Below are 16,989 nucleotides of genomic sequence, written 5' to 3'. Positions count from 1 at the left end.
GGTGTTGCTGGGCGCGATCAGCGAGAGACGCGGATCGGCATGATGAGGTACCGGTACCCCGGAATTACCTCGCCATCCTCGTCGGCGGGAGAGATCACCGCGGGCTTGAAGGCGTCGACGAACGAGAGAACGGCGGTCTGGGAGCCCAGGTTGGCCAGGCCGTCGATGAGGTATTGCGGGTTGAACCCGATGGTCAGCGCGTCGCCGGTGAAGGTGGCCTCCATCGCCTCGCTGGCCCGGGCCTCCTCGGAACCGCCGGCCTCGACCACCAGGCCGTCGGCGCTGAAGCTGAGCAGCACCGGGGTCGTGCGCTCGGCAACTAGCGCGACCCGCTTGACGACCTCGATCAGGGTGCTGACCGGCACCCGGGCCGCGGCGTTGTGGGTGGCCGGGAAGAGCGAACGCACCGGCGGGTAGTTGGCGCCGTCGAGCAGGCGGCTGGTGGTGCGTCGGGTGCCGCCGGCCAGACCGACCATGCCCTCGCCGGCAGCGCCCTGGGCGAGGGCGAGGGTGACCTCGCCGCCCAGCGGGCCGAGAGCCTTGGCGGTGTCGTTCAGGGTGCGGGCGGGCACCAGTGCGTTGATGCTCACGTCGGGGTCGTCCGGCCGCCACTGGATCTCGCGCAGCGCCAGCCGGTAACGGTCGGTGGCGAGCATCGACAGCGTGTTGCCGGACAGCTCGACGCGGACGCCGGTCATCATCGGCAGGGTCTCGTCCCGGCCGGCCGCGATGGCCACCTGGGAGACCGCCGTGGCGAACGCGGCGGCGTCGACAGTGCCGGCGCTCTGCGGCATCTCGGGCAGCGCGGGGTAGTCCTCCACCGGCATGGTGGGCAGGGTGAACCGGGCGCTGCCGCAGACCAGCTCGAGGTGGGCGCCGACCGCGGCGATGTCGACCGGCTTGGCCGGCAGCGCCTTGGTGATCTCGGCGAGCAGGCGACCGGAGACGAGAGCGGCGCCGTCGGCGTCACCCTGCACCTCGACGGTGACCTGGCTGGAGACTTCGTAGTCGAACCCGGAGACCCGCAGGTTGCCGTCGGTGACGCGGAGCATCACCCCGGCCAGCACCGGTACGGATGGCCGGTTGGGCAGGCTCTTCGCGGTCCAGGCCACGGCCTCAGCGAGCGCGTCGCGCTCTACTCGGAACTTCATCAATGCCTCCGCGTCGACGTCAGCGACAACTCTCTCATGCCGACCGCTGCCTACCGTCCCGCCCAACCGTGCGGGTACCCATCGCACCTTAGGGCGCGTAGGCATCGGCTGTGCGCCCGACCCCATGGATCGTGTCGGTGCTGACCGGCTGATCCGGCAGCGTTCGGCCCGATCCACAGAAAGCCCAACGGTGATGATTGGTTTTTGTTCTCTTAGAAGAGATAACTCATCGTCTTCATCGCACCTGTGCAAACTGTGGACAACCCAGGTCTGCGCAGCTCAGAGAGGGTATCCACAGGTGATTTAGCTGTGGAGAACCGGGGGTACAACTGGCTCGCGTGTCCACAGCCCGCTCCGGCCGGCCGGTTGTCCACCGTTGTCCACCGGTTGTCCACCGGTAATCCACCGACTTTCTCCCCAAGCCTGTGGATCACGGTGAAGATCACCATTGCCTTCATCCCCAGAACCTTCAACAGCTCATGCACAGGTCGACCGTCATCGGTGGATAACGTGACCGTTGTCCCCAGGCGTCCACAGCTCCGTACACAGGGTTTCTCCACAGCCTGTGGGTAACTGGCGAAAGACGGACCGTAGTTATCCACCGACGGTGGATGACGAGCTGTGGACAACGAGTGGGCATCGAGGCGGTCACGGCCTCGATGCTGTGGTCTCCACCATGTCGAGAGTCCAGCCGAGGACGAAAAAAAGACCGCCCGGCCGGAGATTCCGGCCGGGCGTGTCCCGAACTGAGTGCCGTCGCGACGGCTGGCGTACGCCTCAGCTGTTCTGCTTGATGCGGTTGGTCAGCTCGGCGATCTGGTTGTAGAGCGAGCGGCGCTCCGCCATCTGCTGACGGATCTTCCGGTCGGCGTGCATGACAGTGGTGTGGTCCCGGCCTCCGAAGGCCTGCCCGATCCGGGGCAGTGACAGCTCGGTCAGCTCCCGACACAGGTACATGGCCACCTGGCGGGCGTTGACGAGCACCCGCGACCGGGACTGACCGCGCAGGTCCTCCAGGCTCACCCCGAAGTAGTCAGCGGTCGAGGCCATGATCTGGTCGGCGTTGATCTCCGGCCCGGCGCCGTCGGGCATGAAGTCCCGAAGCACCTCCTCGGCCAGGGACAGCTCGACGGTCGACCGGGTCAGGCTGGCGAACGCCGTCACCCGGATCAGAGCCCCCTCCAGTTCCCGGATCGAGTTCGACACCCGGGACGCGATGAACTCCAACACGTCCGGCGGGGCGTACATCCGCTCCTGCGCCGCCTTCTTCTGCAGGATCGCGATCCGCGTCTCCAGGTCCGGCGGCTGGATGTCGGCCAGCAGACCCCACTCGAACCGGGTTCGCATCCGGTCCTCGAGGGTGGCGAGCTGCCGCGGCGACCGGTCGGAGGTGATCACGATCTGCTTGTTGGCGTTGTGCAGGGTGTTGAAGGTGTGGAAGAACTCCTCCTGGGTGCGCTCGCGGTTCTCCAGGAACTGGATGTCGTCGATCAGCAGGATGTCGACATCGCGGTAGCGCCGCTGGAACGCACTGGTCTTGTCGTCCCGGAGCGAGTTGATGAAGTCGTTGGTGAACTCCTCGGTCGAGACGTACCGGACCGAGCGGGCGTTGCCGAGCGTCGTGGCGTAGTGCCCGATGGCATGCAGCAGGTGGGTCTTGCCCAGGCCGGAGTGGCCGTAGATGAACAGCGGGTTGTACGCCTTCGCAGGCGACTCCGCCACCGCCACGCTCGCCGCGTGCGCGAACCGGTTGGACGAGCCGATGACGAACGTCTCGAACATGTACTTCGGGTTGAGCCGGTTGCCGCCGGTGTCGGCGCCGGGCAGCCGGCGGTCGTCGCGGCCACCCGCGCGATGGTCCACACCGCTGCGGCCCGGGCCGCTGTCCGTTCCGCTGTCCCGGGGCAGCGCGCGGATCACGTGCTGGTCGCGCGGCGACGCCGAGTCTTCCCGGTAGCGGGGCTCGTAGGGCCGGGTGTCCGGGCCCGGCTGATCCAGGCGACCGGTCTGCTCGTCGTAGCCGCGCCGGTCCGCTCCAGGGCGGGGCGACCGCATCGGCTCCGCGAAGGAGGCACTGAACAGCGCCTCCTGCCCGTCCCTGCTGGCGGGGATCATCCCGGGACGATGCGCGTCGACGCTCGGCGCGAGCGGCGGACCCGCGGGTGCGGGTGGCGCGGCCGGCTCGGGCGTACGCGGCGTGTGTGACTGCTCAGGGATCAGGGCATCGGCATGCGTCCGAGCGCCCTGGTCGTCGTCGAAGGATGCGGCAGCCTGACCCTCGACGTCGAACGGGCTGGCTTCCGGAGCGCTGCGGTAGACAGTGCCGGCGGGTCGGCCCGTGGCGTCCTCCGCGACCCGAACGGTGACCGCCACCTGTATCGGCCGGCCGAGCCGGCGGGTCAGCGCCTCGGTGATCGCCGGGCGCAGCCGGGACTCGATCACGTCGCGGGTGAACGCGTCCGGGACGGAGAGCAGCGCGGTGTCCTCGACGATCGCCCGCAGCCGGGTCAGCCGGAGATAGGCACGCTGCTGGGCGGAGATGATCTCGTCGGCCAGCTCGTCGGTCGCCGCTAACCACACTGCGGCAAGGTCGGTCGTACCGGCCACCGTCGTGCCACCCCCTCGCCTCTGCTCCCGGCCGCCGCTGTCTGCCAGCCGGCCGTCCCGGGCCCGCCGCGTTCGCGGGTGGAACAACACCCACCTGACGGTCGACCGGTGGTCATCCACAAGTTATCCACAGCCTGTGTACCGACCGATTGTGGCCGCCCGCCGGACGCGGGTGGGACCTGCCCCTGCCTGAACGGGCGCTGAAGCGGGTTCACCGTGCCGAACGATTCACTGCCTTGTCCGGTCTTGCCTGTGCGACGACCGGAGCTTCCGACGCTCACCGCAATCGGGCACGGTAACAGCGTTGTCCCTGCGCCATCAACCGGCGACGCGGCGGCACCCTTCTCGGCATCAGCGAAAACCGCCCTTCGGCCCGGGCGCGTCCCGTTGGCCGCTCCTCGGGGTGTTTGACGGTCATTGCACCCCTGCGTAGGCTGGAACGGTTGCTTTCTCGCCCTCTGCTAGGGTGATGGGTGCTTGCTGTCCGCGGTTGCATCCCCCGCACTGCCGAGGTTCCGCTCCGCCGGACAGCACCGATCGTGGGCCACCGTCGAGGTGGCCTGGACCACCACACGACCCCGGCGATCCCGTCGCACGGGGCGCGTACGAAAACGGAGAGCCTGACGTGAGCAAGCGCACCTACCAGCCGAACAACCGCCGGCGCGCGAAGACCCACGGCTTCCGGCTGCGCATGCGCACCCGTGCCGGCCGTGCCATCCTCTCGAGCCGTCGCGCCAAGGGTCGCACCACCCTGTCGGCCTGAGCCGACCGGGCCGGTCCAGGGAACGTGGGCAGTCGTGCTGGCCGCCGCGCAGCGACTGCGGCGCAGCACTGACTTCGCCGCAGCGGTCCGTGGTGGCCGGCGCGCCGGACGTGGCGCCGTCGTGGTCCACCTGACCATGCCGGTGAGCGCCGACCCGAGCACACCGACCTCGTCGCAGCCGGTGCGGGACAACAGTGCGGAGCAGTCCTCCGCGCCGTCCCGCGCCGGCTTCGTCGTGTCCAAGGCCGTCGGCAACGCGGTGACCCGCAACAAGGTCCGGCGCCGACTACGGGAGCTGGTCCGAGAGCGGCTCGCCGCTCTGCCCGAGGGCAGCACCCTGGTCGTCCGAGCGTTGCCCGCCGCGGCCGAGGCGTCGTACCCCCGACTCGCCACCGACCTGGACGCCGCCCTCGCGGTTGCCCGGTCGTCCCGAGAGCGGCGGTCCCGATGAGCGCCGACCCGACCACCCCGCGCCCCACGTCAACCGGTGCCAGGGTGCTGATCGCACCCATCATCGCGTACCGTCGGTGGATAAGTCCGGCACTGCCGGCCCGCTGTCGGTTCTACCCGTCGTGCAGTGCGTACGCCCAGGAGGCGGTGGCCCGGCACGGTGCCCTCCGGGGAGCCGCGCTCGCGGTCCGGCGGCTGTTGCGCTGCCACCCCTTCCACCCTGGTGGACATGACCCGGTGCCGGAGCCGGGCGGTCGCCGCCGCGCCGATGTGACTGGAGCCTGAGAATTGTTCAGTCTTGACTGGATCTACTATGCGATTTCGTGGATCCTGCTGACCTGGCACTCTGCCTGGGACGCCATCGGGGTGCCGGTCGGCGCGGTCATCGGCACCAACTTCGCCTGGATCCTGTCCATCGTCTTCCTGGTGGTCACCGTCCGGGTGATCCTGTTCCCCGTCTTCGTCAAGCAGATCAAGTCGCAGCGGGCGATGCAGGCGCTCCAGCCCAAGGTCAAGGAGCTTCAGGAGAAGCACAAGGGTGACCGGGAGACGCTCCAGAAAGAAATGATGGAGCTGTACAAGAAGGAGAAGGCCAACCCGCTGATGGGTTGCCTTCCGATGTTCCTTCAGATCCCGGTCTTCCTCGGGCTCTTCCACGTGCTGCGCCGCCTCGACCCGGACAAGCAGAGCAAGACCCTCTACGGCTGGACCGTCGACCAGTTCCAGAGCGCCTCGGAGGCGAAGCTCTTCACCGCCCCGATCGCCGGCAAGTTTGGCTCCACCGCGGACGAGCTGGCCAGCCTCGGCGCCAACGGCACCACCGTGAAGATCATTGCTGGTGTCCTGGTCCTGGTCATGATCGCGACCACCTACCTGACGAGCCGTCAGATGATCCTCAAGACCGGCTGGGCCGAGGACCCGCAGCAGCGGATGATCCAGCGCCTGATGCTCTACGGCATCCCCGCGTCACTGCTGATCTCCGGCGCGATCTTCCCGATCGGTGTGATCATCTACTGGGTCACCAACAACCTCTTCACCCTCGGCCAGCAGCAGTGGGTGCTGCGGAAGTTCCCGCCGCCGGTGACCGCCAAGAAGGCCGTGGCCCCCGCTGCCAGCCGTAACCCGGTGCAGCCCGCCAAGACCGGCGGCCTGTTCGGCCGTGGCAAGTCGGCTCCGCCGGCGCCGGTCAAGGCCACCGCGCCCAAGGTCGCCGGGCCGAAGCCGGGTGCCAAGCCGACGAACAACCCGAAGAAGAACCGCCCCGCCAAGCGGCAGGGCTGACCTCTGCGGGCCGCCGCCAGGTGACTGGTGGCGGCCCGTTCCGCACTGTGCAGCCGCCGTGAGGCCGGCGCCGGGCGGAACCGACCGCGCACCGCGCGGCCACGGGCGACACTGCCCGTACAGACGTGCCTGTGGGCACCGGCGACCTCCCGCCGGCCCCGGGAAACCAGTCGGACCCGACGGTCCGGCCGAGCGAGTACGGAGATGAGACCGTGACCGAGACCAGCATCCCCCGCGCCGAGCAGTCCCTGGACGAGGAGGAGACCGCAACGCTCGCGGTGAACGGCGACGACACCGAGGACGACGAGACCGAGGACGACGAGACCGAGGACGACGAGACCGAGGCAGACGACGACGCCGAGGCGGACGACGACACCGACACCGCGGCTGCCGGCGGTCGGACGAAGAAGGCCGTCGGCGAGGGCGACCTGTTCCGGCAGAGCGAGATCGCCGCCGACTACGTCGAGGGGCTGCTCGACATCCTCGACTACGACGGCGACATCGACGAGTTGGTCGCCGCGGGCCGCCCCATGGTCGAGGTGGTCGGCGAGCGGCTGCAAAATCTGGTCGGCCAGCGCGGGGCGACCCTGGAGGCCCTCCAGGAGCTCACCCGCCTCGCCGTCTTCCGGCAGACCGGGACGCCGAGCCGCCTGCTGCTCGACGTCGGCGGCTACCGGGCGAACCGTCGCAAGGAACTCGCCGCGGTCGCCAAGAACGCCGTCGAGAAGGTCAAGGAGCACGGCGAGCCGGTCCGGTTGGACGCGATGTCCGCGTTCGAGCGCAAGTGCGTGCACGACGTGGTCAACGCCATGTCCGGCGTGGCGAGCGAGTCCGAGGGTGTGGAGCCGAACCGGCGCATCGTCGTACGGCCGGCGGACTGACCGGGTGACCCACGACGACATCACGGCCGACACCGTGACCGGCCCGGGCGGCACGCCGCCCGGGCCGTCCGCTGTCCAGCCCGCCGACGCTGAATCGACCCGACCCGACACCGCCCCGTCGCCAGCAGACGCGGCTCTGCCGCCCGAGTTGGCACCGGCCGCACTGACCCTCTTCGGGGACCGTCTCGACCTGGCCGCCGCGTACGCCGAGCTGTTGGCCACCGACGGTGTCGTCCGCGGTCTGATCGGCCCCCGGGAGGCACCCCGGATCTGGGATCGGCACATGCTCAACTGCGCGGCCGTCGCCGAGCGGATCCCGTCCGGCGCGACCGTGCTCGACGTCGGCTCCGGTGCCGGCCTGCCGGGTCTGGTCCTCGCCATCGCCCGTCCCGACCTCACTGTCACCCTGATCGAGCCGCTCGCCCGACGAACCTCGTTCCTGATCGAGGTCGTCGAGCGACTCGGCCTGGCGAAGTCGGTGCGGGTCTTCCGAGGTCGGGCGGACGAGGCGGCCAGCGGATCGAGTGGGCGGGACCCGATCAGCGGAGACGTGGTGACCGCCCGCGCGGTCGCGCCACTGGACCGGCTGGCGGGCTGGAGCCTTCCCCTGGCGGTTCGGGGCGGCCGACTGTTGGCGCTCAAGGGGTCGTCCGCCGCAGCGGAGATCGAAGAGCACGCCGAGGTGGTGGCGCGACTCGGTGGTGGAGAGCCGACCGTGCAGCTGTGCGGCGTCGGGGTCATCGATCCGCCGACCACCGTGGTGGAGATCGTGCGCGAGCGAATGGTCGGCCCGGCTCGCCCGGCGGCCAGCAAGCGCTCGCGGGCCGGTCGCTCCCGCCGACGCTGACACTTCGCGCCATCGGGCTTCCGGCTGGTGGGTTGCCTCGTTGTACCGGTACGGATGGACGAGGAGATGACAACCCGACGTGGACCGGCCGCGCCCGTCCGCCGTAGGCTGACCGCGCGTCGATAGTGTGGAGCGAGCGGTGGACGTCGCGGGTCTCCGATCGCTCCCGAGGGCCGTACGCTCCGGGATGCGAGCGTGGTGTGGCCAAAGTTGACCGGGGCGCGGACCGACCATCCGAAGCGGGCAGGGATGACAGGTGCATGACGACGGCAGGTACGACGATCCACGCGTGACCGGGTCAACCAGCGATCCCGTTTCACGTGAAACCGACTACCCGAGCTGGTCTCCCGGCGCGACCGGGTCACCGACCGGTCCAGCGGACGGCGATGCGCCGGCGGCACCCGAGCAGTCCCCGGGCTCGGGGCAACCGGAGGGCGCGGCCGTCCCGGATCCGGCGAGTGTTCGTCGTACGCCGGAGGGGTTGAGTCGACCGGTCAACGCCGCCGAGGTGCGGTCGACCTCGGGTCGCCGCAACACCGCCGCGGCGGTTCGTTTCGAGCCCGCGGTTCCGCACCAGCCCACCGCCGCAGTCGTTCGGGATGCCGCACCTGCGGTTGCCGAAGCACCGGTGGCTTCGACCGAGTCGTTGGCCGCCGTGGCGGCCGACCCCACGTACGTTTCACGTGAAACCCCGACGCGCGAAGAGGATGACCCACCGTTGGCTATGGAGGCGATGCGCGCCGTGCAGATCCTGAATCCCAGTGGCGAGGTGACCATGCCTCGACCGGACCGGACCCGGGTCATGTGCGTCGCCAACCAGAAGGGCGGCGTGGGTAAGACCACCACCACCGTCAACCTTGCGGTGGCGCTCGCCCTGCACGGCAACCGGGTGCTCGTGGTGGACCTCGACCCGCAGGGCAATGCCTCGACCGGGCTCAACGTCCCGCACCACACCGGCATCCCGGACGTCTACGACTGCCTGATCAACAGCGTTCCGCTGGCCGAGGTGGCGCAGGCGGTCGAGGGCATCCCCAACCTTTGGTGCGTCCCGGCGACCATCGACCTGGCCGGCGCGGAGATCGAGCTGGTCTCCGTGGTCGCTCGGGAGTCGCGGTTGGACCGTGCGATCGCGGCCTACCCGGGCGAGTTCGACTACGTCTTCATCGACTGCCCGCCCTCGCTCGGTCTGCTGACGGTCAATGCTCTGGTGGCCGCGCAGGAGGTGCTGATTCCGATCCAGTGCGAGTACTACGCACTGGAAGGGCTCAACCAGCTGATCAACAACATCAACCTGGTACGCCAGCACCTCAACCCGAAACTCGACGTCTCCACCATCCTGCTGACCATGTACGACCGCCGTACCCGGCTGGCCGACGCCGTCGAGCAGGACGTCCGGAACCACTTCGGCGACAAGGTCCTCCAGGCGGTCATCCCCCGCAACGTCCGCGTCTCGGAGGCACCGAGCTACGGCCAGTCGGTGATGACCTACGATCCCGGTTCGCGGGGAGCGACGAGCTACTTCGAAGCCGCCCAGGAGATCGCGGAACGAGGCGTCAAGGAGCCGGTGGGCCGGAATGCGTAGTGCGGATGAGTCGCTGGGAGGCGTGGCATGAAGAACCGTCCTCGGGGCGGTCTGGGTAGGGGCCTGGGGGCACTGATCCCGACCGGGCCGGCGCCGGCTGCCGCTGGCACCGCGACGGCCGAACCGGAGAACGAGTACGTGGACGACACGGGCACCGAGGCAGTCGCCGCGGCTCCCGTCGGGGCGCCGGTCCGAGAGCCGGAGCCCGTGCTCAGTCCGGTGCCGGGTGCACGGTTCGCCGAGATCCCGGTCGACGCGATCCTGCCCAACCCGAAGCAGCCCCGCCAGGTCTTCGACGAGGAGGCTCTGGAGGAGCTCAAGACCTCGATCCTGGAGGTCGGCTTCCTCCAGCCGATCGTCGTCCGGCAGCTCGACGACGAAAAGTACGAGCTGGTCATGGGCGAGCGACGCTGGCGCGCCGCTCAGGCGGTGGGACGGGAGAACATCCCGGCAATCGTCCGGGACACCCGGGACGACGCCATGCTCCGCGACGCCCTGCTGGAGAACATCCACCGGGCCAACCTGAACCCTCTGGAAGAGGCCGCCGCCTACCAGCAACTGCTGGAGGAGTTCGGTGCCACCCACGAGGAGCTGGCACGCCGGATCGGCCGGAGTCGCCCGCAGATCTCCAACACGATCCGACTGTTGAACCTGCCGGCGCAGGTGCAACGCCGAGTGGCCGCAGGGATCCTGTCGGCCGGTCACGCCCGTGCCCTGCTGAGCCTCGACGGTGCAGAGGCACAGGAACAGTTGGCGTTGCGGATCGTGGCCGAGGGCCTTTCGGTCAGGGCGACCGAGGAGATCGTGGCCCTCACGCTGAACGACGGGCCGGCGAAGGGGCAGGCCGCGAAGCGCCGGCCGAAGGCGCACGCGCCGGCCCTGACCGATCTCGCCGACCGACTGTCCGACCGGTTCGACACCCGGGTGAAGGTGGACATCGGGCGGAGCAAGGGCAAGATCACGATCGAGTTCGCGACCGTGGACGACCTGGAGCGGATCGTCGGGATCATCGGAGTGCAGCAGGAGGAGACCGAGGGCTGAATCCTCCCTCCGCGTCAACGGCCGCGCTACCCCTCAGGGGTGCGCGGCCGTTCCGTATCCCGCTCGCCACGTTTCACGTGAAACGGCCGCCGTTTCACGCCCTACCGATTGGCGGCCCCGCCGGCGCGACTCGAACGCCTACGGCTCGCTCAGCCCGAGCGGCGCGGCGGCGCACCACCGAACCCCTGCGCCGGTCGACGTCAGCCGGTGGGCGAAGGCTTGAGGCTCTGTTTCACGTGAAACGGGAGGGGGCCGAGGGTGGTCGACGGCCCCGGCTGCACCTGATCCGTTGGGAGCGCGGCTCGGCCGCCGAGATGCAGGGTGATGCGGAATTGGACGCCAGTCCTCACCCGGCCCGCTAGTAGATGCTCATGGAGTGTCCTGCGCGCCGCTCAGTTCCTCGCTGCCGCGTCGTGTGCCGTAGAGGGTGGTTGTGATCGACCGGAGCGCCGGACGCTCTTCTCAGGGCACGTGAGCATCAGGAGGCGGTGGTCGGCGGCGGTGCGTTACGACCTGGACCGCACCGGCCGGCAGCGATGGCGGGAGCCCGCCAGTAAAAGCGGCAAGCCCACCTCACGCCTGCCGTCGCCCGTCGTATCGCGGCCTCGGTCTGCGCCTGTCCCGCCCTGTCCACCTCGCGACGCCCCGCCCTTGGTCGTGCTGACCGCGCCCCTCGTCGCGCTGTCGCCCTCGTCGTTGTGCCGCGCCCCTCGTCGTGCTGCCCGCCCTTGCGTTGTCCGTCGACCCTGCACCGTTGGGGGCCTTGCGGTGCGACCGTCCCGCTCGGCTGGCACCTCGACAGGCGGCCGTCCGACGCCCTGTTCTCGCCTCACAGCTGACTGCGCCTTGAGCGGGGTGGTCGGCGTCGCTCGGCCCGGAGTGGGGAGGCAGTGCCCCTGGGGAAACCTCTCAGGGGCTGAGCCCGGTGGAAACTCCACGCGCCTGAGGCAGCGGTTCGGATCCAGGACCGCTTCGGCGCCCCGGCAGGCGACCTTCTCCCGCTGGGAGCGGAATCCAAAGCTCCAGCGCAAACGAGTCGAACGGCAACGCCCCGATGCCGTCTGCGAACCGTCGCCAACGCCCCCGCAGGCAGTTCGCGGACAACGACCGACGGCCCGAAAAGTTATCCACACCCTTTGTCCACAGGCACCCCCTGTTTCACGTGAAACAGCGCGTGGGAGCGGGTGCGAGCCTGTGGATGACGGCCTGTGTTGAGGATCTCGGCAGCCTGTGGATATCGCTTCACGGCGCAGCGGTGACACCGTGTACCCGGTCGACGACGGGCACTGATTCGGCAGGCCCGGACCGATCATTCAGGTAGGGACAGCGGTGCCAGACTCGGTTAGGGTCAGCGTCGTGCACGACACCCCTCCCTCAGTCCCGGACTTCACCCAGTGGCCGTCGTTCCCCTTCGAGGGCGACCTCCACGTGAAGCAACTCGATGATCCGGTCCCGGTCGAACCGCCCCGGAAGGGCGAGGGTCTCCGGGAATGCACCGCCTGCAACGCACCCGACGATGCCTACATCTGGGTGGGAGAGCGCTGGCGGGTACGCGCCATGGACCGGCCCACCGGGCTGCCCATGGTGCTCATCCTGGAATCGCGGACACACCTCGACCTCGGCGATCTGCCGAACCTGCTCGCCGCCGAGCTGGGCGTGATGACCGTTCGTCTGGAGCGGGCAATCCGGTCCCTCGACGGGGTGGCGCGAGTCCACGTCAACCGGTGGGGAGACGGCTCGGCCCACCTGCACATGTGGTTCCTCGCTCGGCCGTACGGTCGCCTCCAGCTGCGGGGCACCTTCCTGTCACTGTGGGACTCGATCCTGCCGCCGATCTCCGAGGCGCAGTGGCGGGAGAATCTGGCGCTCGTCGCCGCCTGGCTCGCCGAGTTTGGCGGTCGCCCACTCGCCGAGCCGCCCCGCATCCAGTGGCAGGCACCGTCCAGCCTCCTGGCTCAGTCCGAAGCTGCGGATGCCGCTGCTGCCGATGCCGCAGCGGCGGCTGCTGCCTCGGTCATCGAGGCGGCGGAGGAGATCCCCGAACCAGCGGGCTCCACTTCCGGCGTCGATCCGACCGACGGCGACACGGCACCCTCAGCGAATCCTGTGGACGGGGACTCCGACGCCGGGTCCACGGTCGCCGACACCGCTCCGACGAGCGAAACCGCCAGCCCGGCACGAGCCGGCAACGCGGCGAGCAGCGCGACCGCCGGCAGGACATCGTCCGGCGCCTCAACGTCCGGCACGACACCATCTGGCGTCTCGGAGTCCGGCACACCCACGTCCGGCGTCGCCGGCGCGGTGCCCGCCAACGGACCCGCGATTCTCCGGGGAGCCGCGGTCCGGAACGATCCGGAGGGCGAGGCTGCTGACAAGGCCACCGCCGGCGCGCTGGATGAGGCACCCCGCAGGGCCGCCCCGAACAGCGACGCCTAGAGCGTCGGTGCCCCGGGGCGCAAGGTTGACGACACGCGCGCCGGGCGGAAACCGGTTGCTTGGTGACCGGCGGTTTTGAGTAGTGTTTGCGCCATGTCGAGCCCTGAGGCATCCAAGGTGGGGGCTTTCGGTCACGCCGTCAGCCCCCTGAACCACTGAGTTCATAGTCCGCTTCCCAGCAGCCTTCGCTGCATGGGGATTTGCGCGCACCCTTGGGCGCTGGCCGCGGTGACGAGACGTCTCCTCGTTCTCTCTCACCTCGGAGTTCTTGATGCCTCTGCCGCTGTACCTGCTTGCCGTGGCGGTCTTCGCCATGGGCACCTCGGAGTTCATGCTTGCCGGCCTGGTGCCGGACATCGCCGCAAGCCTCGACGTGTCGGTCGGGGCTGCCGGGCTTCTGACTTCGGCGTTTGCTCTCGGGATGATCTTCGGCGCGCCACTGATGGCGGCGCTTGCGCGCTGGTGGCCTGTCCGGGCCAGCCTGCTGTGCTTCGTGCTGGTTTTTGCCGTGGCCCATGTCGTAGGCGCTCTCACGACGAGCTTCGCGGTTCTGCTGATCACCCGGGTGATCGCCGCCCTGGCCAACGCGGGCTTCCTTGCTGTGGCACTGAGCGCGGCGGCCACGCTCGTCGCATCTGACCAGAAAGGGCGTGCGCTGGCGGTGCTGCTCTCGGGTACGACGGTGGCCACCATCGCTGGAGTTCCCGGCGGCGCAATCCTCGGCACGGTGCTCAGCTGGCGGGCAACCTTCTGGGCGATCGCACTGCTCTGCCTTCCCGCTGCCTTCGGTGTCATGAAGGGCATCCCGGCCCGTGACGGAAAGACCTCTCGGGACTCTCCGGCTGGCTCGTCTCTTCGGAACGAGATCGCCCAGCTCGCGATGCCCAGGCTGGCCCTGGTCATGTTGCTCGGTGCCCTCGTCAACGCGGCCACCTTCGCCACATTCACCTTCCTGGCACCGATCGTGACTGACACCGCCGGCCTGGGCGAGCTGTGGGTCTCGGTCGTGCTGGTGCTCTTTGGTGTTGGGTCCTTCCTCGGCGTCACCCTCGCGGGACGGCTCTCCGATCAGCGTCCCGGCCTCGTGATCGCAGTCGGTGGCCCGTTGCTGTTGCTCGGCTGGTTCGCGTTGGCGACCCTGGCTGCCCAGCCGGTGGCGCTTCTGTTCCTCGTGTTCGTGCAGGGCACGCTTTCCTTCGCGTTGGGCAGCACCCTGATCGCCAGGGTCCTCTATGAGGCAGCAGGAGCCCCCACCATGGGAGGTTCGTATGCGACCGCGGCGCTCAACATCGGTGCCGCTGGCGGCCCTGCCGTTGCCGCAGCGACGCTCGGGGCCAACGCCAACGACCTTGGCCCGGCGTGGGTCAGCGGCCTCCTGGTTACGGTCGCACTGCTCATCGCCCTGCCGCTGCGGCGGTTCATCGCACCCCGCGTCGGCCAGGTGATTCGATGACCCACGCGAACGCCTCGACAGGGGGTGTCTGAGGTGAGCAGATCAGGAAGTGGCGAGACGAGCCGCTGCCCGGGTGACCAGCGTGCCGAGGAGTCGGCCGAAGTCCAACCCCGCCGCCTGCACGGCGAGCGGCAGCAGTGACGTCTCGGTCATGCCCGGCGAGACGTTGACCTCCAGCACGTGTGGCTGGCCCGAGGCGTCCACGATCACGTCGACGCGGGAGAGGTCCCGCAGGCCGAGTGCGGTGTGCGCGGCGAGGGCCACGTCGGCGACCGTGGCGGCCACCTCCGGGTCCAGCCGGGCCGGCGCGTGCCAGGTGGTTCGCCCGGCCGTGTAGCGGGCGGCGTAGTCGTAGACGCCGTTACGCGGCACGATCTCCACCGGCGGCAACGCCTGCGGTCCGTCGCCGAGGTCGACCACCGAGACCGCCACGTCCATGCCGGGCACGTACCGCTCGACGAGGGCCGTGGAGTCGTACGCGAAGCAGCCGACCATCGCCGCGGGCAGCGCCGCCGCGTCGCGGACCACCGCGCCACCCAGCCCCGACCCGCCCTGGGCGGGCTTGACCATCAGGGGCAGGCCCAGCCGGTCGACGATCCGGTCCAGTACGGCGACCGCACCCAGCTCGGAGAAGCGATCGTGCGGCAGGGCCACCCAGTCCGGGGTGGGAATGCCGGCCTCGCGGAGCACGGCCTTGGCCGAGGGCTTGTCCCAGGCGACCCGGGAGGCGCGGGCATCGCAGCCGACGTACGGGATGTCGCACAGGTCCAGCACCCCGCGCAGCGAGCCGTCCTCGCCGGTGGCGCCGTGCAGTGCGATCACCACCGCGTCCGGTGGGTCGGCGGCCAGCGCGGGGAGCAGCGCCACGTCGGCGTCGCGCAGCTCGGCCTCCACCCCAACGGCGCGCAGCGCGTCGAGCACCCGGCGACCGGAGCGCAGTGACACGTCCCGCTCGTAGGAGAGCCCACCCGCGAGCACCACGACGCGTAGGTCGGGCGAGGCGACGGAATCGGTCACGAGGAGGCGCTCAACGGCGGTCGTACCCATGCCGGCATCATGCCAAGTCGGGCCCTGGCACGTCGGAGCCGGCCTGGCCGCGTCGGCCGGCGGCACCGCCCACGGCACCGAAGACGCGGCGCATCGCGATCTCCTGCTCCATCACACCGGACAGCCGACGGACGCCCTCGCGGATCCGTTCCGGTGGCGGGAAGCTGAAGTTGAGCCGCATCGCGCCGGTGCCGGTGCCATCGGCGTAGAAGCCGGTGCCGGGCACGTAGGCGACCCGGGCGGCGACCGCTCGCGGCATCATGGCCTTGGAGTCGAGCCCCTCGGGCAGGGTGGCCCACACGAAGAGACCGCCGGCCGGCGTGGTCCAGCTGGTGCCCTCGGGCATCAGGTCGGTCATCGCGTCGAGCAGGGCGTCCCGGCGCTCCCGGTAGACCTCGCGGTAGACCTTGAGCTGCTGCCGCCAGGGCATCGTGCCCAGGTAGGTGGAGACGGCGGCCTGGGCGAAACCGCTGGGGCAGAGGATCTGGGCCTCGCTGGCGATGACCAGCTTGTCGCGGACCGCGTGCGGCGCCAGGATCCAACCGACCCGCAGCCCGGGCGCGAAGGTCTTGGAGAAGGTGCTGAGGTAGAAGACCCCGTCCCGGCGGCGGGCCCGCAGGGGCGCGGGGGCCTCACCCTCGAAACCCAACTGACCGTACGGGTCGTCCTCGACGACGAGCAGGCCGGCGCGCTCACAGATGTCGAGGACCCGTTCCCGGCGTTCCTCGCTGAGCGTCACGCCGGTCGGGTTCTGGTAGGTGGGGATCGTGTAGAGGAACTTCACCCGACGCCCGGCGCGGGCGAGGTCGGCGATGGCCGCCTCCAGCGCCTCCGGGACGAGCCCGTCCTCATCCATCGGTACGTGCACGACCTGCGCCTGGGCGGCCTGGAAGACGCCGAGCGCACCGACGTACGTCGGACCCTCGGCCAGCACCACGTCACCGGGGTCGAGGAAGAGCCGGGCCACCAGGTCCAGGGCCTGCTGCCCGCCCACGGTGACGACGACGTCCTCCGGAGAGGCGCCGCACGCGGCGTCGATCCCGGAGAGCGACATCACCTCGCAGATGCGCTCGCGCAGCTCGAGGGTGCCCTGACCGATGCCGTACTGGAGGGTGGTCACGCCGTGCTCCGAGCCGAGCCGGCCGAGCATCTCACCGACAGCGTCCAGCGGAAGGGCGGCGATGTACGGTGCGCCGCCAGCGAGCGAGACGACCTCGGGACGGCTGGCGACCGCGAACAGTGCTCGGATCTCCGAGGCGGTCATCCCGCGTACCCGCCGGGCGTACCGGTCGGTGTAGTCGTCGAGTGTCGTGCCGGTCATGACCTCACCTCGATCGCTGCTCGGGTGGCTCCCGCCCCGGGTACCCCACAAGCCGCTGACCATGGCGGTGGGACACCGATTGTCGATCCTAGTCCGCCGAAGCCGCACCTCGACCGTGCCGAGACGGAT

At 69.8% G+C, this 16,989-nt stretch carries 14 protein-coding genes; 10 read left to right on the top strand and 4 right to left on the bottom strand.

Annotation, left to right across the window (positions count from 1 at the left end; genetic code table 11):
* Positions 1-17: 17 nt before the first annotated feature.
* Complete coding sequence (gene dnaN, locus FBZ33_RS31055) at positions 18-1,151, bottom strand: DNA polymerase III subunit beta (protein ID WP_088950803.1); 1,134 nt, start codon at positions 1,149-1,151, stop codon at positions 18-20.
* A 777-nt stretch (positions 1,152-1,928) separates the two neighbouring features.
* Entirely contained in the window at positions 1,929-3,731 is a 1,803-nt protein-coding gene (gene dnaA, locus FBZ33_RS31050) for a chromosomal replication initiator protein DnaA (RefSeq protein ID WP_370453116.1), read from the bottom strand.
* Positions 3,732-4,383: 652 nt separating this feature from the next.
* On the opposite strand from dnaA, the gene rpmH reads away from it, so the two are divergent.
* The 10 genes from rpmH to FBZ33_RS31000 all read left to right on the top strand — a co-directional run bounded on the left by rpmH (position 4,384) and on the right by FBZ33_RS31000 (position 14,492).
* Positions 4,384-4,521 carry a 50S ribosomal protein L34 gene (gene rpmH, locus FBZ33_RS31045; RefSeq protein ID WP_007453904.1) on the top strand — a complete coding sequence of 46 codons (138 nt, stop codon included), beginning with the start codon at positions 4,384-4,386 and terminating at the stop codon, positions 4,519-4,521.
* Positions 4,522-4,555: 34 nt separating this feature from the next.
* Complete coding sequence (gene rnpA, locus FBZ33_RS31040; protein ID WP_141911958.1) at positions 4,556-4,972, top strand: ribonuclease P protein component; 417 nt, start codon at positions 4,556-4,558, stop codon at positions 4,970-4,972.
* Positions 4,969-5,256 carry a membrane protein insertion efficiency factor YidD gene (yidD, locus tag FBZ33_RS31035; protein ID WP_088950801.1) on the top strand — a complete coding sequence of 96 codons (288 nt, stop codon included), beginning with the start codon at positions 4,969-4,971 and terminating at the stop codon, positions 5,254-5,256. Before rnpA ends, yidD begins: the two co-directional genes overlap by 4 nt.
* 3 nt (positions 5,257-5,259) lie before the next feature.
* Positions 5,260-6,252, top strand: coding sequence for a membrane protein insertase YidC (yidC, locus tag FBZ33_RS31030; RefSeq protein WP_088950800.1), 993 nt, complete (start codon positions 5,260-5,262; stop codon positions 6,250-6,252).
* Between the two features lie 212 nt (positions 6,253-6,464).
* Positions 6,465-7,133: a R3H domain-containing nucleic acid-binding protein gene (locus FBZ33_RS31025; protein WP_141911957.1), complete on the top strand. Its 669-nt coding sequence runs from the start codon at positions 6,465-6,467 to the stop codon at positions 7,131-7,133.
* Positions 7,134-7,137: 4 nt separating this feature from the next.
* Positions 7,138-7,980 (top strand): 16S rRNA (guanine(527)-N(7))-methyltransferase RsmG, encoded by an 843-nt coding sequence (gene rsmG, locus FBZ33_RS31020; protein WP_099849485.1) that lies wholly within the window; start codon positions 7,138-7,140, stop codon positions 7,978-7,980.
* Between the two features lie 481 nt (positions 7,981-8,461).
* The gene (locus FBZ33_RS33000; protein WP_282102691.1) at positions 8,462-9,562 is read left to right on the top strand and encodes a ParA family protein; all 1,101 of its coding nucleotides are present in this window, start codon (positions 8,462-8,464) and stop codon (positions 9,560-9,562) included.
* Between the two features lie 27 nt (positions 9,563-9,589).
* A complete protein-coding gene (locus FBZ33_RS31010; protein ID WP_141911954.1) occupies positions 9,590-10,603 on the top strand; it encodes a ParB/RepB/Spo0J family partition protein in 1,014 nt (337 codons plus the stop codon).
* A 1,356-nt stretch (positions 10,604-11,959) separates the two neighbouring features.
* Positions 11,960-13,039, top strand: a complete 1,080-nt coding sequence (locus FBZ33_RS31005) for a hypothetical protein (RefSeq protein ID WP_141911952.1) — start codon at positions 11,960-11,962, stop codon at positions 13,037-13,039.
* A 271-nt stretch (positions 13,040-13,310) separates the two neighbouring features.
* Positions 13,311-14,492: a Cmx/CmrA family chloramphenicol efflux MFS transporter gene (locus FBZ33_RS31000; RefSeq protein ID WP_141911951.1), complete on the top strand. Its 1,182-nt coding sequence runs from the start codon at positions 13,311-13,313 to the stop codon at positions 14,490-14,492.
* Positions 14,493-14,534: 42 nt separating this feature from the next.
* Here the strand turns inward: FBZ33_RS31000 and FBZ33_RS30995 are convergent, their stop codons facing one another.
* Both FBZ33_RS30995 and FBZ33_RS30990 read right to left on the bottom strand, forming a co-directional pair.
* Entirely contained in the window at positions 14,535-15,539 is a 1,005-nt protein-coding gene (locus tag FBZ33_RS30995; RefSeq protein WP_141911949.1) for a D-alanine--D-alanine ligase, read from the bottom strand.
* 7 nt (positions 15,540-15,546) lie between these two features.
* The gene (locus FBZ33_RS30990; RefSeq protein ID WP_088950793.1) at positions 15,547-16,860 is read right to left on the bottom strand and encodes a PLP-dependent aminotransferase family protein; all 1,314 of its coding nucleotides are present in this window, start codon (positions 16,858-16,860) and stop codon (positions 15,547-15,549) included.
* Positions 16,861-16,989: the final 129 nt, after the last annotated feature.

The organism is Micromonospora sp. A202 (assembly GCF_006715105.1).
GTDB classification, from domain to species: Bacteria; Actinomycetota; Actinomycetes; order Mycobacteriales; family Micromonosporaceae; genus Micromonospora; species Micromonospora zamorensis.
The sequence above is the reverse complement of the archived record's forward strand: the minus strand, read 5'-3'. Positions and strand labels throughout refer to the sequence as shown.